24 protein-coding genes are annotated in these 22,572 nt (G+C 63.5%); 11 read left to right on the top strand and 13 right to left on the bottom strand.

Features of this window, described 5'->3' with window-relative positions; all coding sequences use genetic code 11:
* Positions 1-29: 29 nt before the first annotated feature.
* From C2H86_RS25660 to C2H86_RS25680, 5 genes are all read left to right on the top strand, one after another.
* Entirely contained in the window at positions 30-1,358 is a 1,329-nt protein-coding gene (locus tag C2H86_RS25660) for an iron-containing redox enzyme family protein (protein WP_159410459.1), read from the top strand.
* Entirely contained in the window at positions 1,358-2,311 is a 954-nt protein-coding gene (locus tag C2H86_RS25665; protein ID WP_159410460.1) for a methyltransferase, read from the top strand. Before C2H86_RS25660 ends, C2H86_RS25665 begins: the two co-directional genes overlap by 1 nt.
* 6 nt (positions 2,312-2,317) lie before the next feature.
* Positions 2,318-3,475: a carboxylate-amine ligase gene (locus C2H86_RS25670; protein ID WP_159410461.1), complete on the top strand. Its 1,158-nt coding sequence runs from the start codon at positions 2,318-2,320 to the stop codon at positions 3,473-3,475.
* Between the two features lie 51 nt (positions 3,476-3,526).
* A complete protein-coding gene (locus C2H86_RS25675) occupies positions 3,527-4,117 on the top strand; it encodes a nucleosidase (RefSeq protein WP_159410462.1) in 591 nt (196 codons plus the stop codon).
* Between the two features lie 90 nt (positions 4,118-4,207).
* Positions 4,208-5,047 (top strand): Ku protein, encoded by an 840-nt coding sequence (locus tag C2H86_RS25680; protein WP_159410463.1) that lies wholly within the window; start codon positions 4,208-4,210, stop codon positions 5,045-5,047.
* A gap of 53 nt (positions 5,048-5,100) precedes the next feature.
* Here the strand turns inward: C2H86_RS25680 and C2H86_RS25685 are convergent, their stop codons facing one another.
* Genes C2H86_RS25685 through ligD form a run of 5 tightly spaced genes read right to left on the bottom strand, consistent with a single transcriptional unit; the run spans position 5,101 to position 10,645 of the window.
* On the bottom strand, positions 5,101-5,748 hold the full coding sequence (locus C2H86_RS25685; protein WP_159410464.1) for a glycosyltransferase: 648 nt from the start codon (positions 5,746-5,748) through the stop codon (positions 5,101-5,103).
* Positions 5,745-6,344: a class I SAM-dependent methyltransferase gene (locus tag C2H86_RS25690; protein ID WP_159410465.1), complete on the bottom strand. Its 600-nt coding sequence runs from the start codon at positions 6,342-6,344 to the stop codon at positions 5,745-5,747. The genes C2H86_RS25685 and C2H86_RS25690 overlap by 4 nt, the downstream gene beginning before the upstream one ends.
* Before the next feature lie 10 nt (positions 6,345-6,354).
* The gene (locus C2H86_RS25695; protein ID WP_159410466.1) at positions 6,355-7,110 is read right to left on the bottom strand and encodes a PIG-L deacetylase family protein; all 756 of its coding nucleotides are present in this window, start codon (positions 7,108-7,110) and stop codon (positions 6,355-6,357) included.
* Positions 7,107-8,150: an acyl-CoA dehydrogenase family protein gene (locus C2H86_RS25700; protein WP_159410467.1), complete on the bottom strand. Its 1,044-nt coding sequence runs from the start codon at positions 8,148-8,150 to the stop codon at positions 7,107-7,109. Before C2H86_RS25700 ends, C2H86_RS25695 begins: the two co-directional genes overlap by 4 nt.
* Positions 8,147-10,645 carry a DNA ligase D gene (ligD, locus tag C2H86_RS25705; RefSeq protein ID WP_159410468.1) on the bottom strand — a complete coding sequence of 833 codons (2,499 nt, stop codon included), beginning with the start codon at positions 10,643-10,645 and terminating at the stop codon, positions 8,147-8,149. The genes C2H86_RS25700 and ligD overlap by 4 nt, the downstream gene beginning before the upstream one ends.
* A 129-nt stretch (positions 10,646-10,774) precedes the next feature.
* On the opposite strand from ligD, the gene C2H86_RS25710 reads away from it, so the two are divergent.
* Together C2H86_RS25710 and C2H86_RS25715 are read left to right on the top strand one after the other, a co-directional pair.
* On the top strand, positions 10,775-11,239 hold the full coding sequence (locus C2H86_RS25710) for a phosphotransferase system, HPr-related protein (RefSeq protein ID WP_159410469.1): 465 nt from the start codon (positions 10,775-10,777) through the stop codon (positions 11,237-11,239).
* Positions 11,236-11,466, top strand: a complete 231-nt coding sequence (locus C2H86_RS25715) for a metallothionein (RefSeq protein WP_159410470.1) — start codon at positions 11,236-11,238, stop codon at positions 11,464-11,466. The genes C2H86_RS25710 and C2H86_RS25715 overlap by 4 nt, the downstream gene beginning before the upstream one ends.
* 15 nt (positions 11,467-11,481) lie before the next feature.
* Here C2H86_RS25715 and C2H86_RS25720 read toward each other — a convergent pair whose 3' ends face one another.
* Genes C2H86_RS25720 through C2H86_RS25740 form a run of 5 tightly spaced genes read right to left on the bottom strand, consistent with a single transcriptional unit; the run spans position 11,482 to position 15,773 of the window.
* Positions 11,482-11,910, bottom strand: coding sequence for a hypothetical protein (locus C2H86_RS25720; RefSeq protein ID WP_159410471.1), 429 nt, complete (start codon positions 11,908-11,910; stop codon positions 11,482-11,484).
* 17 nt (positions 11,911-11,927) lie between these two features.
* Positions 11,928-12,875, bottom strand: coding sequence for a lysylphosphatidylglycerol synthase domain-containing protein (locus C2H86_RS25725; protein ID WP_159410472.1), 948 nt, complete (start codon positions 12,873-12,875; stop codon positions 11,928-11,930).
* Positions 12,875-14,077 carry a cardiolipin synthase ClsB gene (gene clsB, locus C2H86_RS25730; RefSeq protein ID WP_159410473.1) on the bottom strand — a complete coding sequence of 401 codons (1,203 nt, stop codon included), beginning with the start codon at positions 14,075-14,077 and terminating at the stop codon, positions 12,875-12,877. The genes C2H86_RS25725 and clsB overlap by 1 nt, the downstream gene beginning before the upstream one ends.
* The gene (locus tag C2H86_RS25735) at positions 14,074-14,859 is read right to left on the bottom strand and encodes an endonuclease/exonuclease/phosphatase family protein (RefSeq protein WP_159410474.1); all 786 of its coding nucleotides are present in this window, start codon (positions 14,857-14,859) and stop codon (positions 14,074-14,076) included. Before C2H86_RS25735 ends, clsB begins: the two co-directional genes overlap by 4 nt.
* Entirely contained in the window at positions 14,856-15,773 is a 918-nt protein-coding gene (locus C2H86_RS25740; protein WP_159410475.1) for a DUF72 domain-containing protein, read from the bottom strand. The genes C2H86_RS25735 and C2H86_RS25740 overlap by 4 nt, the downstream gene beginning before the upstream one ends.
* A gap of 172 nt (positions 15,774-15,945) precedes the next feature.
* Between C2H86_RS25740 and C2H86_RS25745 the strand changes: the two genes are divergently transcribed.
* Together C2H86_RS25745 and C2H86_RS25750 are read left to right on the top strand one after the other, a co-directional pair.
* Positions 15,946-16,320, top strand: coding sequence for a low affinity iron permease family protein (locus tag C2H86_RS25745; RefSeq protein ID WP_159410476.1), 375 nt, complete (start codon positions 15,946-15,948; stop codon positions 16,318-16,320).
* Between the two features lie 23 nt (positions 16,321-16,343).
* Positions 16,344-16,895 (top strand): ATP-dependent Clp protease proteolytic subunit, encoded by a 552-nt coding sequence (locus C2H86_RS25750; RefSeq protein ID WP_159410477.1) that lies wholly within the window; start codon positions 16,344-16,346, stop codon positions 16,893-16,895.
* A 31-nt stretch (positions 16,896-16,926) separates the two neighbouring features.
* On the opposite strand, the gene C2H86_RS25755 is transcribed toward C2H86_RS25750, so the two are convergent.
* Positions 16,927-20,691, bottom strand: a complete 3,765-nt coding sequence (locus C2H86_RS25755; protein ID WP_159410478.1) for a CheR family methyltransferase — start codon at positions 20,689-20,691, stop codon at positions 16,927-16,929.
* Positions 20,692-21,001: 310 nt separating this feature from the next.
* Here C2H86_RS25755 and C2H86_RS25760 point away from each other — a divergent pair, with 310 nt between their 5' ends.
* Positions 21,002-21,217 (top strand): general stress protein, encoded by a 216-nt coding sequence (locus C2H86_RS25760; protein ID WP_103447403.1) that lies wholly within the window; start codon positions 21,002-21,004, stop codon positions 21,215-21,217.
* Positions 21,218-21,349: 132 nt separating this feature from the next.
* Positions 21,350-21,619 carry a DUF6555 family protein gene (locus tag C2H86_RS25765; RefSeq protein ID WP_159410479.1) on the top strand — a complete coding sequence of 90 codons (270 nt, stop codon included), beginning with the start codon at positions 21,350-21,352 and terminating at the stop codon, positions 21,617-21,619.
* Between the two features lie 4 nt (positions 21,620-21,623).
* Here the strand turns inward: C2H86_RS25765 and C2H86_RS25770 are convergent, their stop codons facing one another.
* Positions 21,624-21,794 carry a hypothetical protein gene (locus C2H86_RS25770; RefSeq protein WP_159410480.1) on the bottom strand — a complete coding sequence of 57 codons (171 nt, stop codon included), beginning with the start codon at positions 21,792-21,794 and terminating at the stop codon, positions 21,624-21,626.
* Positions 21,795-21,943: 149 nt separating this feature from the next.
* On the bottom strand, positions 21,944-22,558 hold the full coding sequence (locus C2H86_RS25775) for a LuxR C-terminal-related transcriptional regulator (protein ID WP_159410481.1): 615 nt from the start codon (positions 22,556-22,558) through the stop codon (positions 21,944-21,946).
* Between the last annotated feature and the right edge of the window lie 14 nt (positions 22,559-22,572).

A 22,572-nucleotide genomic window follows, 5' to 3' on the forward strand; every position in this document is an offset into this window, starting at 1 on the left:
CGCTGCGGTCTCCAGATCGGGAGCAAGGCATGACGGTCACGACCCGCAACAACACAGCACCGACAGGGGCGCTGGCCACTGATAACAGCCTTGCCAGCCGTTACCACGCGCTGCTGTCGGGCGAAGACCATGGCACTCACCAATGGCTTGCCGCCAGGCTGGATCAGGCCAGCGTCATGGCCGACGACCTACCGGACACGCCTGGGCAGCTCGACGCTTGGAGCACGCGCCATGCCGCGCAGGTCGCCCATGACCATGCTCACTACCTGGAGCAACGTCGCCAGGGTGCCCCCCGGCGGTATTTTGCCAATCGCTCCCAAGCCCTATGGTTCTTGCAGCAAGTGGCACCGACCAAGGCAGTCGACGGTGCCTGGTTGCACGCCAGCCTGCACCATTGGCACGACCCGCGATTCCACGGCCTGATCCGCACGTACCTCGAAGAATTGGGCGATGGCGACCCGCGCTGCAATCACGTGCTGATCTACCAGCGCCTGTTGAGCCGGCTGGGTTGCCTGGAGCCACTGGCGCTCGACGATGAACGGTATCTGCAAGGGGCCTTGCAGCTCGCCCTGGGCCGATATGGCGACAGCTTCCTGCCGGAGGTAATCGGCTACAACTTGGGCTACGAACAGCCGCCACTGCATTTATTGATCACCACCCATGAACTGGCAGAGCTGGGCATCGACGGTCAGTATTTTCAGCTGCATGTGACCATCGACAATGCTGCCAGTGGTCATGCGCGCAACGCCATTCGAGCCGTGCAGCAACTGTGCCCGGAGCAGGACACCGAGACGTTCTACCGTCGGGTTCGCCACGGCTACCGTCTCAACGACCTTGGCACGGCTACCCCCACCTTGATCAGCCGCTTCGACCTGGAGGCTGAATTACTGGCCGCCCTCGAGCGTAAACGCGCTTTTGGTCAGTTCATGCATGCCGACCGTTGCCGCTTGCAGCAGCGTACGGTGAATCAGTGGCTGGCCGAGCCGGATTCGCTGCCGGGGTTCCTGCAGGCTTTGCAGAACCAAGGCTGGATCAAGCGCGGGCAGAACCCATCCGACAGCCGCTGGTGGTCGTTGATCGAGGGCCCCAGTGCGCCCATGTTCGGTGTGTTCAACGCCTATGAAAAGCAGCTTTGGCACGATTGGATCGCCGCTGACTGGCAGCCGCCCCTGCGCCGGGTGGCGCCAGGCAGTTGGTTGCCAGACATCCCGGCGCCAACCGAGAGCATCGTCAGGGAACAGGATATCGACAGCCTCATCGCCGACATGGCCGGCAATCGTCACGCCCAGCCTCAGGGTCTGTCCGCTACCCGTGCCTACTTGCGCGTTACCGGCCTTGCCCAGGAGGGCCCATACTGATGATGCTCGACCCACAACAGGTGCAGGCCGACGAGGCGCTGCTCCAGCTCGGCCGCAGGCTGCGCGCAGATGGATACCGCTTCACCTGCGTGACACCGGCCACCCAGGCACGCAACAACGCCCGGCAGGGCGCCGAACATGCCAGCAGCCTGCGCGATGTGTTCGGCTGGAGCCGACCGTTCTCGCCTTCACTGATCTCCAGTGACGAACTCCAACAGCTGCGCGCCGCCGACGTGGTGAGCGAGGAAGGCGAATGGCTGCGCAGCCGGGTACGTTGGTCGAGCCTGGACGACCTGCTGTTGGTGCATTCGGCCTATCCGACCGAGGCCAGTGATGCGGTGTTCTTCGGCCCCGACAGCTACCGTTTCGCCCAGGTTATCCATGACCACCTGCAGCGCAGTCCGATCCCTGTGCAGCACGCTGTCGACATCGGCTGCGGCAGTGGTGTCGGTGCGTTGGTGATTGCCCGCGCGGCGCAACATGCCCAGGTCAGCGCCGTTGATATCAATCCGCTGGCCCTGCGCTACACGGCCGTCAATGCGGCGCTTGCCGGTGTCAGCAATGTATCGATCGAACCGAGTGACCTGCTCGACGGCATCAGCGGCCAGTTCGACCTGATCGTGGCCAACCCGCCGTACATGCTCGATGCCGGCCAACGCACCTATCGCCATGGCGGCGGGGCGCTGGGCGCGGAATTGTCCCTGCGTATCGTCGAACAGGCGCGGGAGCGTCTTAGCCCCGGTGGCTCGTTGCTGCTGTACACCGGGGTCGCGATCGTCGAAGGCTGTGACCCCTTGCTCGAAGCCATTCGCCTGCGCCTGGCCGGGCCGGAATGGGCCTGGGTGTACCGCGAAATCGACCCAGACGTGTTCGGCGAGCAACTGCTGGAACCAGGCTATGAGCGGGTTGAACGCATCGCCGCCGTGGCGCTGACCGTCAACCGCTGCGCCTGATGCCGCATGTACCGGCCCTGCACGTTCGGCATCGAGGAAGAATACCTGCTGGCGGACATGGCCAGTGGGCGAGTGTTGACCACACCTTCGCTCACGGTGGCTCGGCGCTGCCGTGAAGCGGTAGGCCGTTACTACGCGGAAGAGATGTTTCGCAGCCAGATCGAGATTGCCTCGCCGATTTTCGGCAACTTGCATGAGGCTCGGCAGTTCTTCCTCGAATACCGGCATCGTCTCAATACCCGTCTGGCCGAGGAGGGCATTGGACTGTACTGCGCTGCCAGTCATCCGAGTGCGCCGTGGCTGCGGCAGAAAGCCAGGCCTTCGCCGCACTACCGCCAGGTTTTCGACGATTACCAGCATGTGGCCCGCCGTAGCCTGCTCAATGGCCTGCACATCCATGTAGGCGTACCGCCAGGCTGTGACCGCATGCAGCTGATCAACCGCCTGTTGTACTGGTTACCCCTGCTGTTGGTGCTGAGCACCTCGTCGCCCTTCTGGGGCGGGCAGGATACCGGCTACATGAGCTACCGGCGGGTGATCTGTGGTGAGTGGCCCCATATGGGGCTGCCGGAGGCATTGCCTGACTGGACTGCTTACGAGCGCTACCGGGCGTTGCTGCAGCGTACCGGTGCGCTGGCAATCGACGGTGATTTCTGGTGGGCGATCAGGCCGTCGCGGCGCTTTCCCACCGTGGAATTGCGCATCTGCGATGCCTGCCCTGACCTGGAGGACGCGTTGTGCGTCGCCGGTTTGTTCCGCCATCTGGTGGAACTCAACCTGCAGCCCCATTACGACCCTATGCCGCTTGGCCGTGAACTGCGCTGGATTACCCAGGAGAATTACTGGCGGGCCATGCGCCATGGCCGTTTTGCCGAGTTCATCGGGCTGCATGACCAGCAGCCGGTTACCGCGCAGGGTTGGCTCAGCCAGCTGCAGGAACGTCATGCCATCGACACGGTGGACGCTGAACGGGCCTGCCGGCATGCGCAGCATATTCTGCAGGCTGGCACCAGTGCCGATCACCAGCGAGGGCTGAGGGCACGGTCGCTTGCCGATGGAGCCACCGCTGCTCAAGCGTTGCAAGCGGTGACCCTGCAGGTGCTGGCCCAAGGCCGTGGCGAGCCGATAACGCCGCTGACAGCGGCAGGGCTTGCAATCAGGTAGCGATGGCCGACAATGGCGACGCCCATCGCACGCCATTCGGACCCCTGCACCATGATGCTGATCAAGCAATTCCCCGACATTTCCCTCGCCGATACCTTGTTCGTCTTTGCCCTTGAGGCAGAGGCCGGCGACGTCTTTACCGAGGTGAATACCGTGTTCACCGGTATCGGCAAGGTCAACGCCGCCATCGCCCTGACCCGGGCGATCCAGCAGCAGCGTCCCAAGCTGATCGTCAACCTTGGCTCGGCCGGCAGCCAGCGCCACGGCAAGGGCGAGGTGGTGTGCTGCACGCGCTTCGTGCAGCGCGACATGGACGTGACCCCACTGGGTTTCGCCCGCTATGAAACGCCGCTGTCGGACATCCCGGTCCTGCTGGAGCATGGCCAGGTGATCCCTGGTTTGCCTGTGGAAACCTGCGGCAGCGGTGACAGCTTCGAGATCAACCATGGCGATGCACCTTACGATGTGGTCGACATGGAGGCCTACGTGTTCGCGCTGATTGCCCGCGAAGAGGGCATTCCGTTCGTGTGCCTGAAGTACATCTCTGACGATGCCGGCAGTGATGCGGCGGGGGACTGGGCAGTGCAGGTGCACCTGGCGGCCGAGGCGTTCAAGCGGGTGCTGTTCACCCAGGTGGGCTGACCACCCGCAGGGCGAATCGAGTAAACCTTCCCGGCGCCACGCAGTCATTTCTGATATGAGGCCCATCGTCGGGTCGGGGAGGTGCAAACGATGGCCAGGGCTATCTGGAAAGGCGCGATCAGTTTCGGTCTGGTCCATATCCCGGTGTCGCTCAATACCGCGGTGCGCACCGAGCGGGTCGATTTCGACTGGCTCGACAAGCGCAGCATGGAGCCGGTGGGCTACAAGCGGGTGAACAAAGTCACCGGCAAGGACATCGACAAGGACAACATCGTCAAGGGTGTGGAGTACGAGAAGGGCCGCTACGTGGTGATCAGCGAGGAGGAAATCCGCAAGGCCCGCCCTGAAGCCACGCAGACCATCGACATCTTCTCGTTCGTCGAAGCGCAGGACATCCCCCTGCAGCAGTTCGACACACCGTATTACCTGAGCCCTGACAAGCGCGGTGGCAAGGTCTATGCCTTGCTGCGCGAAACCCTGGAGGCGACCGGCAAGGTGGCGCTGGCCACCGTGGTACTGCATACCCGCCAACACCTGGCGCTGCTGCGTCCGCTCGACGATGCGCTGGTGATGATCACCCTGCGTTGGCCGGAGGAAGTGCGCGGTCTGGAAACGCTGGAGCTGGACAAGAGCGTGACCGACAGCAAGCCCGACAAGCGTGAGCTGGAGATGGCCAAGCGGCTGGTCGAAGACATGAGCGGGCCGTGGGCGCCCGATGAGTACCACGACGCGTTTCGCCAGACCATCATGGACCTGGTGGAGGAGAAGGCCAGCAAGGGCAAGATCGCGGTGGTGGAAAAGGGCGAGAGTGGAGCTGGCGAGAAAGGGGCCGACATCATCGACCTTACCGAACTGCTCAAACGCAGCCTGGGAGGCAAGAAAGCTGCTGCCGAGAAAAAACCCGCCAAGCGTAGCCGCAAGGCCTCCTGAGTTCTGTACCGGCCTCTTCGCGGGCGTGCCCGCGAAGAGCCCGGTACAGGCAATCACAGACTAGCCAGATAATCCCCGAAACCTTCTCTGGCCCGGCTGTCGATCCTGCTGCTGGTCGCCACACTGTGCCTGGCCGTCCACACGATCTGCGCGCCATCGGCCTCAAGGTCGTGCACCAACTGCACATCTTCATGTGCAGCCAGCGGCTGGAACCCGCCAACCCGCTCATAAGCCCGGGCACACACGCCAAGGTTGGCCCCATGGATATGCCGATGGCCTTCCCGCGCTTCATAGCGGCTGAGGTAGAGCTTGCGCAGCGCCGCCCGTTGCCAAGGCTGCCAATGGGCAATATGCACCGTGCCGCACACCACCTCGGCCGTGCAGGCCAGCTGCGACAGCAACCAGTGCGTAGGCACCTGGCTATCGGCATCGGTGCAGGCCAGCCAGCTGGCGCCGCGCTCAAGCATCCATTCGGCACCCAGGCGGCGTGCCATGCCGACACTGCCGGCCTCGACCGCAAGCACATCGACAGCATGCCGAGCGGCTACCTGGGCGCTGCTATCGACACAGCGGTCGAGTACCACCAGCACACGCACAAGATGGCCTGCCTGTTCAGCGCTGGCCACAGCGGCAGCCATCGCCTTCAGGCAGCGCCCCAGGCGCCTGGCTTCGTTGTGCGCAGGAATCACCACGCCAATCATGGGCAGGTCTCGTCCAGGTCGACCACGCTGGGCTGGCACGACCAGTATTCGAGCAGGAAGTCGGCCTCTTCGTGGCGGTAAACCGGATACAACGGCAGGTGCTTGGCCAGCCACTGGTGCACCTCACGGCCATCTTGCGGGCAGCCGGCGATGGGATGCTTCCAGTGGCAAGCAAGCAAGCCTCCGTCGTAAGTCAAGCTGGCGACCGATTGTTCGATGACCTGCAGCCAATCGGTGGGGGCGAGGTAATACCCGATTTCGCTGAGCACGATCAGGTCGAAGCGCCCCCCCGGCCAGTCACCAGGCAACCTGGCCTGCTCGATCGAAGCATTCGGCACATCGGCCAGGCGCTCTCGGGCCAGGCCCACCGCCGTAGGGTCGAGGTCCTGGCACAGCAGCTCGGCGCAGCGCTCGGCCAGCAGTACGCTCAGTTCACCATTGGCACAGGCCGGCTCGAAAATTCGCTGGTAGCACTGGCGTGGCAGGCTGGCCGCGACCAGCTCGCGTTTACGTTTCTCATACCAGCGTGTGCGGAACGCCCACGGGTCTTCGTTGCGGGCATACAGGTCGGCGAAATACTGCGCATCAAGGCTCATGATCACTCCGTTACAGAAACACCAGTTCGAAAGGCTGCAGCAGGCAATCCAGCAACCGGGCCGGCAGCACGGGTGGGCGCGGGCCATCCGGCTCCAGCTGGCTGACATGCGCGGCCAAGGCCTTGCGTTTGCGCGCCAGGGCGGTTTCATCCAGTTGAATGCGGTGGGCGCGTGGCCAGGGCAGGCGCGGGTCGTCTGGCTGTGCCCAGTACCAGGCCCACACTGGCACTTCGATCAATTGCGCCCTGCGCGCCTGCGCGGCCTGGGCAGCGGCCCTGCCGACCGCCTCGTGGTCGCCATGACCATCGCTGCGCCAGGTCGCCATCAGCACGTCATCGGGCCGCAGTACCTGGGTCAGGTGGTTGACCAGGAAGGCTTCTTCGCGGGGCAGGGCGCCGTCCTTGAGGTTCAGTCTTCGCCAGTCCAGGCGGTTGAGGTCCAGGTCGAGCTGCTGCAAGGCCTGCCGGCTCTCAAGCGGGCGCTGCCTGCGCAGGCGATGCTCGGTCCACTGTTCGGAGCCCGCGTGGCTAGCCTCGCCATCGGTGGCGGAAATCAGCAGCAGTTCGTTTTCACGGCCGTGAAAATGGCTCAGCAACCCGCCGGCCATCAGGACTTCGTCGTCCGGGTGCGGTGCAATCAGCACCAGGCGGCGCCCAGGCGGGCACAGTTGTTGCGGCGTTATCCAGGTGGCACGTGCCAGGTGGGCGGCCTGCTGCCACTCGGCCCAGGGTGTACCGTCGCTGGACTGGATCAGGTTGGTGTTCATAGCTTCCAGGCTCCTGCCGGTACTTGTGTCAGTTGCGCCCCCAATGCCGCCAGATCACGTTCGGCATGGCTCTGGCGCAAGTAGACCGGTAGGTCGGCGCTGAGCCTGGCGAAGTGGCTGTTGCGGCAGAAGGGCGTAGCCCCCAGCGCCCGGCCGACGTGGTGAATCACCAGCTCGACCGCCTGCTCGACCTGGGCGCGGGTACGTCGCACTTCGAAACTGGCGTCGGCCTCGGGCTGCCGGTCGATCCATGCCGCGCATTCGCGCAGTGCAGCGCGTGCGCCAAACAAGGCAGCGTCCACCGCGCCCAGGTGAGCATCGGCGTGGGCATCGGGGCGCGGTTTGCGGCAATGCGCCCGCAGGTAGTCGGCCAATGCCTCGGCGGCGCCATACCAACATGCGGCAATGCCGGCGCCGCCGTGCCAGAAGCCAGGGCGCGACAGATATTGCCCGGGCCGGCCAATGGCGATGCCGGGCGTATGGTCGAATTCCACCTCTATGCTCGCGGTGGTCGCCATGCCAATGGCCTGCCAGCTGTCGATACTCAAACCCTGGCTCGGCTGCGCCAGTTCGATCGCTACCAGTTGCGGCTGGTCGTCTTCGGTCCAGGCCGTAATCAGCGCCCGGTCGATCTGCAGTGCGCCGGAGCACCAGGCCTTGCGCCCGGCCAGGCGTACCTGGTTGCCGTCACGGGCGACGATGCGTGCGCGGGCATCTGGCGGCTCTGCGGCCCAGACGCCCCAGATACCTTCGTCGACGTGGTGCGCTGCGCCGCATTCAGCAAGTATCGCAAGGGCATCGGTATGACCCTCGTAAAGCTTGGCCAATGCAAGGTCGCAACCGGCCACCCGTGCCAAGGTCTGCCAGCGCCGTAAGGTATTGCCTTGCCCAGGCAGGGGCAGCAGGTCCAGGTGGTCGGCCTGCAAGGCCTGGATCAGTTGCGGCAGCTGGGTGTCGAGGTTCAGCGGCTGCGGCCGCTCGCCAAAGGCGCGCAACAGCCGGTCGAGGTTGTTGAGGTCGAAATCCTGAACGATGCTCATGCCATTCCCATTTGCTTGCGCATGCGCGCGGTGATCGATTGCCGGGTCTTGGCCATGTCGGCCCAAGGGTCGTCGGCTTCGGCCAGGCGTTCGCGCACATTGCCGATATGCCACTGATTGGCGCCTTTGAGCTGGCCCAGCTCCTCACGCCAGATCGGCACCGACACCGGCAGGCCTTCTCGGGCCCGCAGGGAATACGCGCACGCCGTGGTGGCGCCTTTGCCGTTGCGCAGGTAGTCGATGAAGATCTTGCCGACCCGGTTCTTTGGCCCGGAGACGGCGCTGAGCCGGTCGGGGAACAGCTTGGCCAGGTATTCGACGATGGCATGGCTGAAGTCCTTTACCTCGTCCCATCCGGCTCGGCGGGTGAGCGGGATGACCAAGTGCATGCCCTTGCCGCCGCTGGTCTTGAGGAACACCTTCAGGCCCAGCTCGTCGAGCAGGGTGAGGGCCAGTTGCGTGGCTTCGAGCATGGCTTTCCACGGCAACGCCGGGTCTGGGTCGAGGTCGAGCACGAAGCGGTCGGGCTTGTCGAAATCCTTGTCGGTGGCGTTCCAGGTGTGCAGTTCGAGCATGTTCATCTGCACGGCGCCCAGCAGGGTATCGGCGCGGTTGATGACCATGGCTGCCTGCCCGGCTTCGGCCTTGTCGTAGGTGAGCACATGGGGGATGTGCAACTGGCCGGCGTTCTTCTGGAAGAACAGCTCCCCGGCCAGGCCGTCCGGGGCCCGCACTAGCGCCACGGGGCGATCCTTGAGTTGCGGCAGTAGCCACTGGCTGACTTCGGCGTAGTACTCGGCTATCTGCCGCTTGGTGGCGCCGACAGTTGCGTCGATCACCCGGTCGGGATGGGTCAGGCGCAGCTCGCCGAGGTCGTCCGGCAGGTCGGCTTGCTGGCGTTTGGGCAGGGTCTTGCCGGGCATGGCGCGCTCCAGGTCGATGGCGGTGGCAGGCTTGTCATCGCGCAGCCCATGGAACACCGCATGGCGCACTACGCCGTCGCGGGTCATCTGGGCATAGGCAACTTCGGCCAGCAACTGCGGCTTGAGCCAGTGCACGCCACGTGCTTCAACGCCGGTCGGTGGCTTGGGCAGTGCGGGCCTGGCGACTTCCAGCGGTTTGAGGCGGGCATGGATGTTGTCCAGCGTGGTGGCGCTGAAGCCGGTGCCAACCTTGCCGGCGTAGCGCAGTTCGCCGCTGTCGTTGTCGTGCAGGGCCAGCAGCAGGGCACCAAAGCCGCTGCGGCTGCCTTTGGGGTCGGTGAAGCCGACGATCACGAACTCCTGGCGTTGTTTGCACTTGAGCTTGACCCAGTCGGCGCTGCGCCGGCCGACATAGGGGCTGTCTGCACGCTTGCCAATCAGGCCCTCGAGTTCAAGGCGGCAGGCGCTGTCCAGCAGCGACTCGACGGGCTGGTCGAAGTCCTCGGAATACCTGAGCCTGTCCGACTCGCTGTGCTCAAGCAGCTGGCGCAGGGCCCCGCGACGTTCTCGCAGCGGTTGTTGACGTAAGTCCCGGCCGCCCAGGTAAGGCAGATCGAAGAGGTAATAGCTGATCTGTTCGTCGTGATCGGTGTCAAACGCGTTCTGCAGCGCCTGGAAATCGGCCTTGCCGTGCTCGTCATTGACCACCATCTCGCCGTCGAGCCAGGCCGAATCGACACCCAGCGCACGCAGTGCGGCAACCTGGCCAGGCATCCTGTCGCTCCAGTCATGGCCATTACGGGTGTACAGGCGGATGTCGTCACCCTCAATCCGTGCGAGCATGCGATAGCCGTCGAATTTCACCTCGTAACGCCAGTCGCCGTCGGGCGGCGAATCGACCAGGGTGGCGAGCTGTGGTTGCAGTTGCTCGGGCAGTGCAGCCTTGACCGCGCTGCCGGCTCGCTTGCGGTTGGTCCGGGTTGGCGAGGCCTTGGCTTTGGCCGTACGTCGGGGCAGCAGGGTGCGGTCGCTGAGCACGCTATCCGGCTGGGCCTCGACGATGCTGTATTCGTCTTCGCTGCGCGCCTGTTCGTCGTGCGACTTCACCAGCATCCATTGCTCTTTCTTGCCGGCCAGGTGGGTACGGAACAGGTTCCAGACGCCGTTGAGCTTTTCGCCCTGCAGGCGAAAACGCAATTTGCCCTTGGCGTAGGCCTGGCGGGCATCGCCTTCGGGTTCCCAGACACCCCGGTCCCAGACGATCACGTCGCCAGCCCCGTAATGGCCCTCTGGGATATGCCCCTCGAAATCGGCGTAGTCCAGCGGGTGGTCCTCGACATGCACCGCCAGGCGCCGCACTTTCGGGTCGAGCGACGGGCCCTTGGGAATGGCCCAGCTCTTCAGCGTGCCGTCCAGTTCCAGCCGAAAGTCATAGTGAAGATGGCTGGCGTCGTGCTTCTGGATGCAAAACTGCAGAGCGTGAACGTGCTTGCCCCGGCTGCGCGTGCCGCTGGGCTCGGGCGTGGCATTGAAATCGCGCTTGCGTTCATATTCAGCAAGGGGCTTGGCCATGGCGGGCTCCGGGGTGATTCACTGTCTGTAGATTGGGAGGCGGCGGCCTGCGTGCTAGTTCAAAAAAACTCTGAATCATCCACAGCTTGGCGGAGTCGACCGTGTGTACCGCACTGATGGAGAACCCAGATGAACCGACCCGACGATCCCAAGGCCTACACACCCACCGAAATCGACGACACCGAAGACCGCATGGGCAGTGTCCGTGAACTGGACTTCAGCGACCGAAACGACGAGCGCGAAGGCCGTGTCGGCGATGAACGGCCAGCCGCTGAGGTGGCCCAGGAATTCCCGCCGCGGCGCGTTGCCGAAAGCGGCATGACCGGCGGCGAAGCCCTGAGCGACAGCCTGCATGAGGACAACGTGACCTACGACGACCTCAGCCCCGACACGCTGCTGGACGAAACCGGCGCCCGCGACCCGCATGAACCTGGCGACGGAGGGCCGGCAGACCAGGCCCTGCGCCATGTGGATGCCGACGAGATTGGCGGCGGCATCGGTCTGGATGAGGCAGAACTTGCACGTTCTGCACCACTGGATGGCGAGCCATGGACAGATGATGTCATCGAAGACGACGAGGGGAACACACGATGAACGAGCAACGTTGTGCCTGTAATCATTGCAGCTGTACCGTCGATGCCAATGCCGTGCAGCAGGGTGGCAAGGCCTACTGCTGCGAGGCCTGCGCCAGCGGGCACCGCAATGGCGAACCGTGCCGCATGGCCGACTGCAAGTGTGGAGAAACCGTGCAGCCCAAGGAAAGCAACGTGGACAATGCGCTGGACGAGACCTTCCCGGCCAGTGACCCTATCTCGCCCTGAAGCGCATTCTCTGGGTCAATGTGTCTGCCAGATGCCCTCGGCGCGTTCGCAGTCTGCACGGGCCTGACCGAGGCTGGGCGTGTCGTAGTAATAGGTGATAACCCTGGCATCCTTGCTCAGGGCCGGCTTGGTCGAAGGCTGGTCCCGCCCGCCGGCCTTGGGGTTGGCCAGGGTTTCCTGGGTCAGTGGTGCGATGCAGCTGCCCACACTGCCATCGGCACAACGCGCCACCTTGTGTTTTTCGGTGCTGAGCATGTCCTTGCTCTCGTTGCTGCACGACCAGTTGATCGCTTCGGCGGGCATGTTGCTGAAGCTGTAGCAGGTGTGATGCTCGACCGGCTTTACCGCTTCGCTGGAGGAGCGGGTCTGCACATCACAGGCTTCGGCCAGCACTTCGCCGCTGGCCAGGCTGGCGAGCAACGTCATTATCAGATGCATGCGCATGTTACCTCCCGGGCCATTCAGGCCGGTTTATCGCGCTGGCGCATGGCCTTGGCGCGCTTTTCCAGGATCAGGTAGGTGACTACGGCCGCTACCAGCGGAATCAGGTAGTACAACGTCCGGTAACCCAGCAGTGCCGCCACCAGGGTGCCTTGGCCGATCTGCCCGTGGAGCAGGGCGAGGAACACGGTTTCGAGCACACCAAGGCCGGCAGGAATATGGGCGACCACCCCCGCGACACAGCTGATCAGCAGAATGCCGAGGATCGAGGGGTAGAACGCTTCGCCAGGCAACAGCCAGAAGATCAGCAAGGCCATCATGGCCCAGTTGCTGGCACCCAACGCCACTTGGCACAGGGCCAGGCGCAGCGAGGGCAGCGTGACTTCGTGCTCACGCCAACGCCAGGTCCGCTTTTTCGCAAAGCCGCAAGCCAGCAGGTAGCCGACGGCGATGACCAGCAAAAGCACACCGATCAATCGCAGGCCACTGGCGCCAACCGCCCAGTTCGCCGGCAATTCGACCAGCCCCAGGGCGAACACGCTGCCGGCCAGCAGCATGTAGCCCATCCAGTTGGTCAGCAGGCCAAGGGTGAGGATGCGAGTAATGGTCGGTGTGTCCAGGCCCAGGCGACTGTACAGGCGATAGCGCAAGGCAACGCCACCTACCCAGGTGGTGAAATTGAGGTTGAAGGCGTAGCACACGAATGCCACCGGCAGCACCTGACGGGCCGGCAGGCGGTGCCCGGTATAAGCGCGGGCCAGCAAGTCGTAGCTGGCGAAGATCAGGTAGCTGCACAGCGCCAGCACCAGGCCGATGGCCAGCGTGCCCGGCTTGTAGGCCAGCAGCGACTGGCGTACCTCGTTCCAGTCCAGGTTGCGCGCCAGTACATAGAGCAACACAGGGATCAGAACCAGGAAAGCTACGGTGAACACCCGCTTGCCCCATATTTGCCAGGCTTTCTGTGCCATCAGGTATTGCCCTCATGCAGGTCGCCTTGGGCCGCGACTTCTGGCTGCACGGAACGCAGGCGTTGGCGGTGAGCGGGAAACCAGCCAGCAATCCGCGGAAAATGCCGGATCACATGGAAACAGGCGAAGATCAGCGGTGCTCGCCACCAATAGCCGCGGACCATCCGTTCCAGGGTCACCGGTTTGCAGTGTTCGTCTGCCAGCGTCTGCAGGTGCTCGAACAGTTGCTGATTGAATGCCGAGTCACGGATGAACAGGTTGGCTTCCAGGTTGAACGACAGGCTCAAGGGGTCGAGATTACTGGAACCGACCGTGGCCCACTCGTCGTCGACCAGCGCCACCTTGCCGTGCAACGGCCGCTGGCGATATTCGAGTATCCGCACTCCGTCGCGCAGCAGGTAGTTGTAGAGCAAGCGCGACAGGGCGCGCACCCAGCGCATGTCAGGCTGGCCCTGGAGAATCAGCGTGACCTCGACCCCGCGCCGCGCCGCATTGCGCAACTCGCGCAGCAGGCGGTAACCGGGGAAGAAATAGGCATTGGCCACCACGACTCGCCGCCGCGCACCACGCAGGGCCTGCAGGTAGTGGGCTTCGATGTCGGTGCTGCGCAGCCGATTGTCGCGTTCGATCAGCACCGCCGTGCTGTTGCCGGTCGGCTGTGTCACCGGGCGTACCTCACTGGGCGGCTCGAGCACCGGGGCCATCAGCCTGCGGCTGGCGGCATGCACCTGCGCCACCACCGGCCCGGTCACCTCCACGGCGTAATCCTGCTTGGCCATGGGGCCGAAGTCACCCAGGTGGTCGGCGCTGTAGTTGATGCCGCCGATGAACGCCCGTTCGCCATCGATGACCACGATCTTGCGGTGCAGGCGGCGGAACAGGTTGGTGCGCATGCCGGCCAGCCGGGGTTGCGGGTCGAAGGCATGAAAGCTGACGCCGGCATCGGTCAGCGCTGCCACGAAGTTGTCAGGGAGGTCGGCGGTGCCGTAGCCATCCGCCGCCACTTCCACCCGCACACCTCGCCTGGCAGCATCGATCAGCACCTGCTGCAGCTGCTGGCCAACTTTGTCGTCGTAGATGATGAAGGTTTCCAGCAGGATCTCTTCTTGCGCTTGAGCCATTGCCTCGAATACGCGGGGATAATATTGCTCGCCATTGATCAGCAGCTCGACATTGTTTCCGTCAACCCAGGGTCTGTTCACAGATTGATCTCCGCAGCCAGTGGCGCATGGTCTGACAGGTGCGACCAGGGGTACATGGAAAGCACCTGGGCCTTGGTCGGCATGGCGTTACGCAGATAGATACGGTCCAGGCGCAACAGCGGCATGCGTGCGGGGAAGCTGCGTGCCGGGCTGCCAAAATGTTCGCCGAAGGCTTCGACCAAGCGCTGGGAGAGCACCGCATCGGCCTTCAAACGCCAGTCATTGAAGTCGCCCGCGATGATCACCGGAGCCTGCGCCGGCAGGCTGTCGAGCAGCTTCAGCAGCAGCTGTACCTGGCTTTGCCGGTGCGCCTCGCGCAGCCCCAGATGCACGCAGATCGCATGCACCTGCTCATGGCCGGGCACCTCCAGATGGCAATGCAGAAGGCCACGCTGTTCGTTGCCGTGGATCGACACGTCGAGATTCTGGTAATGCGCAATCGGGAATTTCGACAGCAGGGCGTTACCGTGGTCACCGTGGGGATACACCGCGTTGCGGCCATAGGCGAACTGCGGCCACATGCTGTCGGCAAGAAATTCGTACTGTGGCGTCTCCGGCCAGGCCGGGTGGCGCACGGCATGCTGCTGGTGGCTGCCGTGCACTTCCTGAAGAAACACCAGGTCAGCGTTGGTGGTGCGCACCGCGTCGCGCAGTTCCGGCAGGATGAAGCGCCGGTTGAACAGGGTGAAGCCCTTGTGCACGTTGATCGTCAGCACATTCAGGCGGTGTACCGTCGTCACTTTGTCGATGATGCAACGGGGGGCGGGCAAGGTCTTGTTCATAGCTGCACCTGCGGCGTCACGCCCGGTTCGGTCAGCAGGTGGTAGTCAAGCTTGAGCTTTTCCAGCAGGCGCCGCGCATCGTAGGGGGCATGCACTTTCTGATCGTTGTCGAAGTAGCAGTAAATATCCCGTGAGGCCCGCCGCGGCGGAGCCTTGTTCACGATCAGCTTCGCATCATCGGCCTGGCTACCCTGGGCCCAGGCTTGGATACGCTGCTTCCAGCGGCGCAAGGCATGCGCCGTGTAGCCGCTGCTGTAGAGCTCGACGTCACCGTGCAGGCGCAGGTAGACGAAGTCGGCCGTGACATCCTCGACATACGGCCACTTGCCCGCGCTGTCCGCCACCACCAGCGCCACCCGGTGCTTGCGCAACAGTCTGACGAAGGCTTCGCACAAAAAGCTGTCATGGCGGATCTCCACAGCGTGGCGCAGCCGCGCATTACCCCTGATTGCAGTACCGCCTTGATCCTTGAGCTGTTCCGCGCATCCCTGTGCACAGGCTCTTGCGGCCTTGCGGTCCTTGGGCAGCAACTGGAAGAAGTGGCTGAATCGCGCTTCGTCGAACTTCATGTTCGGCGGAAACTGCCACAGGAACGGCCCGAGCTTGTCGCCCAGCAGCAGTGGCCCGGAGGCGAAGAAGTTGGCGATAGGTTCTTCGATTTCCTTCAGCCGGCGCACATGGGTGATGTAGCGTGGGCCCTTGACCGCGAAAATGAAATCATCCGGTGTTTCGTCGCGCCATTTCACATAGCGTTCGGGCGTCTGCAGGCTATAGAACGAACCGTTGATCTCGATGCTGTTCACCGCCCGCGAAGCAAATGCCAGCTCGCTGTCCTGGCGCAGTCCCTTGGGGTAGAAGTCCTTGCGCCAGGGGCCATAGCGCCATCCCGAAATGCCGATGCGGATATCGCTCACGCTGCTGTCCTCATAGCCTGCTCCGTTGAACATCACTCTGAAGGTGCGACCTGGGCGGGGTGTCGAGGGTTCAGCGCAGTTGATCGAAGGCGATGTTGCAGGCCAGAGTTGAACTTTGCCGGCGCCAGCGATTCCACCGCATAGCGGATATGCAGCGCAGGAGATCGTCGGGATGAAATTCGATCGCTTCTGTCAGTGGCTGGCGAACTGGACCGGGCGACCACTGACGTTCGGCCTGGCCTTCCTGTTGATACTGATCTGGGGCATCACCGGGCCGTTGTTCGATTTCAACGACACCTGGCAACTGGTGATCAACACCTCGACCACCATCATCACCTTCCTGATGGTGTTCCTGATCCAGAACACCCAGAACCGCGACAACGACGAGCTGCATATCAAGATCGACGAATTGCTGCGCACCACCCACAAGGCGCACAAGGCACTGCTTGACCTGGAGGACATGGACCCGGCCGAGTTGCATGCCTTGCGCAAGCAGTACCAGCAGATGGCCGAGCGCGGCGACGATGGGCAGAAACCGAAGGAATGACCTGCCAGAGACTGGAGGCAAGCATGGCCAGACATATCATCCACTTCACCGGGCCGATCAATTCATCCACCTGCGGCAACCTGATCAACACCTGCTCGCGCGCCATGCAGCAGGGCGCCGACGTGCTGCAGCTGAACATCGCCACCATGGGCGGCGAGTGCAGCTATGGCTTTACCTTGTACAACTTCCTGCGGGCGCTGCCGATCAGCGTGCACACCCATAACCTCGGCACCGTCGAGTCCATGGGCAATATCCTGTTTCTGGCGGGCGAGCACCGTACGGCGTGCAGCTACAGCAAGTTCCTGTTCCATCCGTTCCACTGGACGCTGCACGGCTCGGTGGACCATGCGCGCATGGCGGAATACGCCATGAGCCTGGACTATGACTTGCGCCTGTATGCGCAAATCGTCGCCGAACGTACCGAGGGCAGCCGCGAAGTGCTGGATGTGCCGCGCTACCTGATGGCCTATCCGCGGATCCTCGGCCCCAACGAAGCGCTGGAGAGCGGAATGATCCATGCCATCGATGAGCTGCCGATCGAGTCCGACAGCACCCAGTGGAGCGTCCACGCCTGAATTGCCGGGGCCGCGAGGCGGCCCCAGCCTTTCAGTAAGGCACCGAACCGCTCAGTGCCTCGATCGCCTCGACCAGTTCGTCATAGCCCACTGGTTTGTTCAGGTGACGATCAAAGCCACACTGGCGCGACTTGTACTGGTCGGCGCTGGCACCGTAACCGGTGAGGGCGATCGCCGGAGTGGTGCGCAGATGGGCATGGCCACGCAGGGCCCTGATCAGCGCGTGGCCGTCCATGCCCGGCATGCCGATGTCAGAGATGATCACGTCATAGTGCCCGTCGGCAGCAGCCTCCAAGGCCTTCAGCGGGTCGCTGTAGGCCATGACTTCGGCACTCTCCATTTCCAGCAATTCCTGCATGACCTCGAGTACTTCGAGCGAATCGTCGACCAGCAAGATGATGGTGCCTTGCAGCCGCCCCTCGCTGAATGGTTCGGGGCCATCGGCACGCGGTTGCAAACCGGGGTCGCACAGCGGCAGGCGCACGGTGAAGGTGCAGCCCTTGCCCAGCCCTGCCGAGCGGGCCTCGACGCTGCCACCATGGGCTTCGGCGAGCTGGCGCACCAGTGACAGGCCGATGCCCAGACCTTCCCGGCCATGGTTGGCCAATTGCGGCGCCGCCTGGCTGAACAGGCCGAAGATGTGCTCCAGGCTGTCGGGGTTCAGCCCCACGCCCTGGTCGATCACCTGCAGCCGCGCCTGTACCTCGTCGTGGCTCAGCACCAGGCGAATTTCGCTGCCAGGCGGGCTGAACTTCAGCGCATTGTTCAGCAGGTTCCAGATGATCTGCTCCAGGCGCGTGACGTCACCCTCGATCATCAAGGGCAAGTCGTCGGCAGGCAGCTCCAGGCGCACCGGGCAAGGATGCTGCTCGCTCAGTACCACGGCGTGGATGCCCTGGACTATGGCGCCGAGGTCGACCGGTTCGGTCTTGAGCTTGAGCTTGCCGGTGCGAATGCGTGCCACATCCAGCAGGTCATCGATGATCCGCGCCTGGCTCGACACCGCTTCGCAAATGGTCGTCACTGCCTTGCTGGCGGCGCCGATGCCCTTGATCGTGGGCAGCCGGCGGAGGATCTCGGCATTGAGCTGAATCAGGTTGAGCGGGTGCTTCAGTTCATGGGACATCACCGCGAAGAACTCGTCCTTCATGTGGCTGGAGGTCTGCGATTCTGCCAACTGCTTGCTCAGCCGCTCTTCCCCCAGGCGCACGCGCTCTTCGGCGGCGTGGTTCTTGCTGATGTCGATGAAGGTGAGCACCGTGCCGTCGATTTTCTGCTCGCTGGAGCGGTAGGGCAGCAGGCGTGCCAGGTACCAGTGATCGCCATGGCCGCCTATTTCGCGTTCGATGATGGTTTCGCCCTTGGCCACGGCGCGGGCGTCATCGGCCAGGGCCGGGTAGTCGAGGCGGTGGGTGATGTCCAGCAGCGAGCGACCGGTGTCCACCGGCAGCATGTTGAACAGGTCGGTGGCGCGCGGGGTGAACCAGCGAATGTGCAGGTTGCGGTCGACGAACACCGTGGCGATGTCGGTCGAGGCTATCAGGTTGCTCAGGTAATCGTTGACCTTGTCGGTTTCTTCGACCTTGTTCTTGAGCTCGTAGTTGACGGTGAGCAGTTCCTCGTTGATCGACTGCAGCTCTTCCTTGCTGGTTTCCAGCTCTTCGCTGGCCGAACGCAGTTCTTCGTTGATCGCCTGCATTTCTTCGTTGGAGGCGGTCAGTTCTTCGCTGGAAATCTCCGATTGCTCGATGGTTTCCTGCAGTTGCAGGCGTGTTCGTTGCAGTTCACGTTCCAGATTGTGCAGCACCATGCTGTCGGTCTGGCGGATCACGCCGGGCAGTGGCAACGATGGGTCGGGCGCGCGTTCTTCGAACACCACCAGCAGGCATTCGTTGTCACTGGGCTCGTCCTTGTAGGGTTGCACGGTGATTTCCACTTGGGGCCTGTGCTCACCTTCGCCGAGGTCGACTGGGCGCGAGGTCACGGCCTCGGTGCCCTGACGGGCCTGGAACAGCGTGCTGCGCAGGGTCAGGCGCAAGCCTGGCAGCACCAGGTTGAGCAGATTGCGGCTCGGCTCGCCGCCGGCCAGTTGCAGGTAACGCCCGACACCCTCGCTCATGTGCAGGATGTTGCCTTCGCTGTCGACGATCAGGCTGGGCGGCGTACGCCGGGCCAGGGCGCGGTGGTGCACCTCGGCATAGGACGGCTTGCGCCCCGGCTTGGCCTTGGCCTGGGCGCCCTGGGCGAGCTTGGCCATGCCTGCGTCTGGCAGCTGCCGGCCTGAACTGCGGCCAGCCGGGCTGACGTCGCAGGCACGGAAAATCCGGTTGCGCTTGTCCACGGGCGTGAACAGCTCATTGGCCACATCGGCAGACTCCGACGTGCCAAGGAACAGGTAGCCGCCGCTGCGCAGGGCGAAATGGAACATCCGCAGGATATCCTCCTGCACCTCGCGGTCCAGGTAGATCAGCAGGTTGCGGCAGACGATCAGGTCGATTTGCGAAAAGGGCGGGTCGGACAGCAAGTTGTGACGGGCAAAGAGGACCTTTTCGCGCACTTCCTTGCGCACCCGGTAATGCTGGTCTTCCTTGACGAAGAACTGGCGCAGGCGGGTAGGCGGCACATCGGTGACAATCGCTTCTGGATAGGTGCCTGTGCGGGCGATGCCGATGGCGCGCTCGTCCAGGTCGGTGGCGAACACCTGTACCTTGCGGGCACGTTGTTCCATCGCCAGTTGCTCGCTGACCAGCATGGCCAGGCTGTAGGCCTCTTCGCCAGTGGAGCAGCCAGCCGACCAGACGCGTATCTCGCGATTGTCCTCACCTTCGCTGACCAGTTGTGGGAGTACATGACGCTCCAGCGATTCGAACGCCTCCCGGTCGCGGAAAAAATTGGTGACGCCAATCAGCATGTCGCCCAGCAAGGCCGTGGCTTCGCTGGCGTGCTGTTCCAGGTAGCGCAGGTAACCGCCCAGGTCGGTCTGCCCGGTCACGTGCAGGCGACGCTCGATCCGCCGTAGCACGGTGGCGCGCTTGTAATGCTGGAAGTCGTGACCGGTAGCGCTGCGCAGTTGCAGCAAGATCTCTTCAAGCAAAGGCTCTGAGGCCTGGGCATCGCCGGCCCTGGTGCCCAGCGCTGGCGGCAAGGTGTCGTCTTCGATCTCCGGCAATTTCACCTGGCGCGCCGTACGCCACAGTTCCATCAGCTTCTGCGGCATTTCTGCAGCTGGCAGCACCAGGTCGACCATGCCGGTTTCGATGGCGGCGCGCGGCATGCTGTCGTACTGCGCGTCATCCGGCGTCTGCACCAGCGTCACGCCACCTTGTTCCTTGATCCGCGACAGGCCCACCGCGCCATCGGCGCCAGTACCTGACAGCACCACGCAGAAAGCGTGGTCCTTATGCACGTCGGCGAGGTCGCGGAAGAACAGGTCGATGGCCACGTGGTCGCCACGCCGGCGGTTGGCCGGGGTGACCCGCAGGTAGCCGTCATTGGTGGAGAGGCGGTTGGCCGGGGAGATCACGTAGACGTGGTTGCGTTCGATCGGCACGGGCTCGGTGACCTGGCGCACCGGCATCGACGTGGCCTCCTGGATGATCCGGTCAGCCACGCTCTGGTGGTCGGGCGACAGGTGCAGCACCACCACGAAGGCCATGCCGCAATCGCCAGGCATCTGCTGGAAGAAGGTGCGGATGGCTTCCAGCCCACCAGCCGAAGCGCCGATGCCGACCACCGGGAAATCCAGGTGGCTGGGGCTCAGCGCAGGGTTTTGTGGCGATGCGGGTTGCTCAGTCATGGAGATGCCTTGTGCAGACCTGAAGGGTGGCCCTTTGAAGCATCGCCGGGCAGATGAGCGACCATTATAGGCCGCTCGTCGGCTCTGCCGCGAGGCATTGCAAGGTGGGACCGTTTGAGCTTGTGACCATTGGCATCGAGAAAAATTGCCTGACCAATACCTGCGGCACAAACATCCGTGCCGAACACCTTTCGCGCCACCGGTCAGCCGCGCGCAATCCGATTGAGCAGACCCTCCCATCGCCGGTTCGGAATTAAGGCATGGCACCGTTTCATGCGCCCAACCCCTCCGCATCGCAAGGAGAAATGACATGGCTGGTGATCAACAACGGACCGGACAACGTGGCGGCACCAAGGAAACCAACCCAGGCAATTTCGCCAATGATCGTGAACGCGCTTCCCGTGCTGGCCACAAAGGCGGCCAGGCATCTGGCGGCAACTTTGCCAACGATCGGCAACGGGCATCGGAGGCCGGCCGCAAGGGCGGACAGAACAGCCACGGCGGTGGGCGCCCGCATCAGCAATAGCGGCGCTCGCTGAAGCCCGCCAGTGCGGCTGGCGGGCCGTCTGCCGTGAATTGTTCGACAATCTTTTTGAATCTTTCCCGGACGGCATCACTCAATGAAGAAGTCATCCATGGAGAAAAGGAGGGCGGCGTGATGCCTAGTCCGCAGCTTTACATTATCGATTACCTGCTGCACGGCGAGCCGCGCAGTTTCATCATCCGGCTCGAGAAGATCGATAACGCCGAGGCTTGGCACTGGGCAAGTTGTGATGCAGGGATCGGCATCATCCCGAAATTCGGGCGAGAGAAGATCAGAAAGGTCAGCCGGCCGATGGCTGAGCGGTACGGGATAACCGCCGTGAGTTGGCGCGTATCAGGTGGCAAGCCCAGCCAGGCGGTCAGCGACTCCAGTGTGACCAGCTAGTGCCTCATGCACCGGATTCGGGGTCGCTGGCAGGCACCCCAGGCCGGTTCTGATCGTCATCGTTCAGGTTCGGGTCGGCATCCGGGTCGTCTGCCCGGTCGTTGCGTTGCTCAGGGTCCAGCTCAGGCCAGTCGTCCTGGGCGCTGCCTCCGCCCATATGCAGTTGTATGTTCATTTCGGCGCCCTCGTTCTGGGGAAAAGGGCCCACCCGCGGCGGGCCAGACACAGGAGTGAGAGGCAAAGCCATTGACCACCCCTCATTCATTGAGAGTGACTGGCGCACTGGCCTGATCATTCCAAACCGCGAGACACCGACCAACGGTATCAGGTACCGCTGTACTTGACCGCTGCGGCGGTGCGCGTGGTGACATTGAGCGCCTTGAGCAACGATGACACATGAATGCGCACGGTGAACGGCGAGATATCCAGGGCGCGGGCGATCTCCTTGTTGGTCTTGCCCTGGGCGATCAGGCGCAGCACCTCGTGCTGGCGGTGGGTGAGCTGTTCCAGCTCGCTGGGGCTGCCCAGGCTCGGCAACAACCCCGAAGGGCTGTACCTGACCAGCACCTCGCCGTCGCGAATGGCCAGGATTGCCGCGCCAAGCTCGTCAGGGGCGACGCTCTTGCCGATGAAGCCGTCGACCCCAGTGGCCATGACATGCTCGATCAGCGCCGGGTCGTCGACCATCGACACGATGATCAGGGTGGTACGGCGTAACAGCTGGCGCAGTTCGGCCAGCCGCTCGATGCAGTCGAGCCCCGGGAAGCGCAGGTCGAGAATCAGCGTGTCCGGTGCTTCGCCCTCGCGGGCCAGCGCCAACACCTGCTGCAGGTCGCCAGCCTCTTCGAGCTGCGCCTGTGGCAATACCCTTTGCACGGTGCGGACCATCGCTTCCCTGAACAATGGATGGTCGTCCGCCACGATGATGCGGCACGTCACGTCCTGACACTCCC

The sequence above is a fragment of the Pseudomonas putida genome (assembly GCF_009883635.2).
In the GTDB taxonomy this organism is placed as follows: domain Bacteria; phylum Pseudomonadota; class Gammaproteobacteria; order Pseudomonadales; family Pseudomonadaceae; genus Aquipseudomonas; species Aquipseudomonas putida_W.

Bases quoted from the DNA above. Each gene is read 5' to 3' on its own strand.
- C2H86_RS25680 (WP_159410463.1), top strand. From the start codon at position 4,208: ATGGCCAGGGCTATCTGGAAAGGCGCGATCAGTTTCGGTCTGGTCCAT.
- C2H86_RS25755 (WP_159410478.1), bottom strand. From the start codon at position 20,691: ATGACTGAGCAACCCGCATCGCCACAAAACCCTGCGCTGAGCCCCAGC.
- C2H86_RS25765 (WP_159410479.1), top strand. From the start codon at position 21,350: ATGCCTAGTCCGCAGCTTTACATTATCGATTACCTGCTGCACGGCGAG.
- C2H86_RS25760 (WP_103447403.1), top strand. From the start codon at position 21,002: ATGGCTGGTGATCAACAACGGACCGGACAACGTGGCGGCACCAAGGAA.
- C2H86_RS25690 (WP_159410465.1), bottom strand. From the start codon at position 6,344: ATGAGCCTTGATGCGCAGTATTTCGCCGACCTGTATGCCCGCAACGAA.
- C2H86_RS25745 (WP_159410476.1), top strand. From the start codon at position 15,946: ATGAAATTCGATCGCTTCTGTCAGTGGCTGGCGAACTGGACCGGGCGA.
- C2H86_RS25750 (WP_159410477.1), top strand. From the start codon at position 16,344: ATGGCCAGACATATCATCCACTTCACCGGGCCGATCAATTCATCCACC.
- C2H86_RS25685 (WP_159410464.1), bottom strand. From the start codon at position 5,748: ATGATTGGCGTGGTGATTCCTGCGCACAACGAAGCCAGGCGCCTGGGG.
- C2H86_RS25715 (WP_159410470.1), top strand. From the start codon at position 11,236: ATGAACGAGCAACGTTGTGCCTGTAATCATTGCAGCTGTACCGTCGAT.
- C2H86_RS25770 (WP_159410480.1), bottom strand. From the start codon at position 21,794: ATGAACATACAACTGCATATGGGCGGAGGCAGCGCCCAGGACGACTGG.
- C2H86_RS25675 (WP_159410462.1), top strand. From the start codon at position 3,527: ATGATGCTGATCAAGCAATTCCCCGACATTTCCCTCGCCGATACCTTG.
- C2H86_RS25720 (WP_159410471.1), bottom strand. From the start codon at position 11,910: ATGCGCATGCATCTGATAATGACGTTGCTCGCCAGCCTGGCCAGCGGC.
- C2H86_RS25700 (WP_159410467.1), bottom strand. From the start codon at position 8,150: ATGAGCATCGTTCAGGATTTCGACCTCAACAACCTCGACCGGCTGTTG.
- C2H86_RS25670 (WP_159410461.1), top strand. From the start codon at position 2,318: ATGTACCGGCCCTGCACGTTCGGCATCGAGGAAGAATACCTGCTGGCG.
- C2H86_RS25660 (WP_159410459.1), top strand. From the start codon at position 30: ATGACGGTCACGACCCGCAACAACACAGCACCGACAGGGGCGCTGGCC.
- C2H86_RS25695 (WP_159410466.1), bottom strand. From the start codon at position 7,110: ATGAACACCAACCTGATCCAGTCCAGCGACGGTACACCCTGGGCCGAG.
- C2H86_RS25665 (WP_159410460.1), top strand. From the start codon at position 1,358: ATGATGCTCGACCCACAACAGGTGCAGGCCGACGAGGCGCTGCTCCAG.
- C2H86_RS25735 (WP_159410474.1), bottom strand. From the start codon at position 14,859: ATGAACAAGACCTTGCCCGCCCCCCGTTGCATCATCGACAAAGTGACG.
- C2H86_RS25725 (WP_159410472.1), bottom strand. From the start codon at position 12,875: ATGGCACAGAAAGCCTGGCAAATATGGGGCAAGCGGGTGTTCACCGTA.
- ligD (WP_159410468.1), bottom strand. From the start codon at position 10,645: ATGGCCAAGCCCCTTGCTGAATATGAACGCAAGCGCGATTTCAATGCC.
- C2H86_RS25710 (WP_159410469.1), top strand. From the start codon at position 10,775: ATGAACCGACCCGACGATCCCAAGGCCTACACACCCACCGAAATCGAC.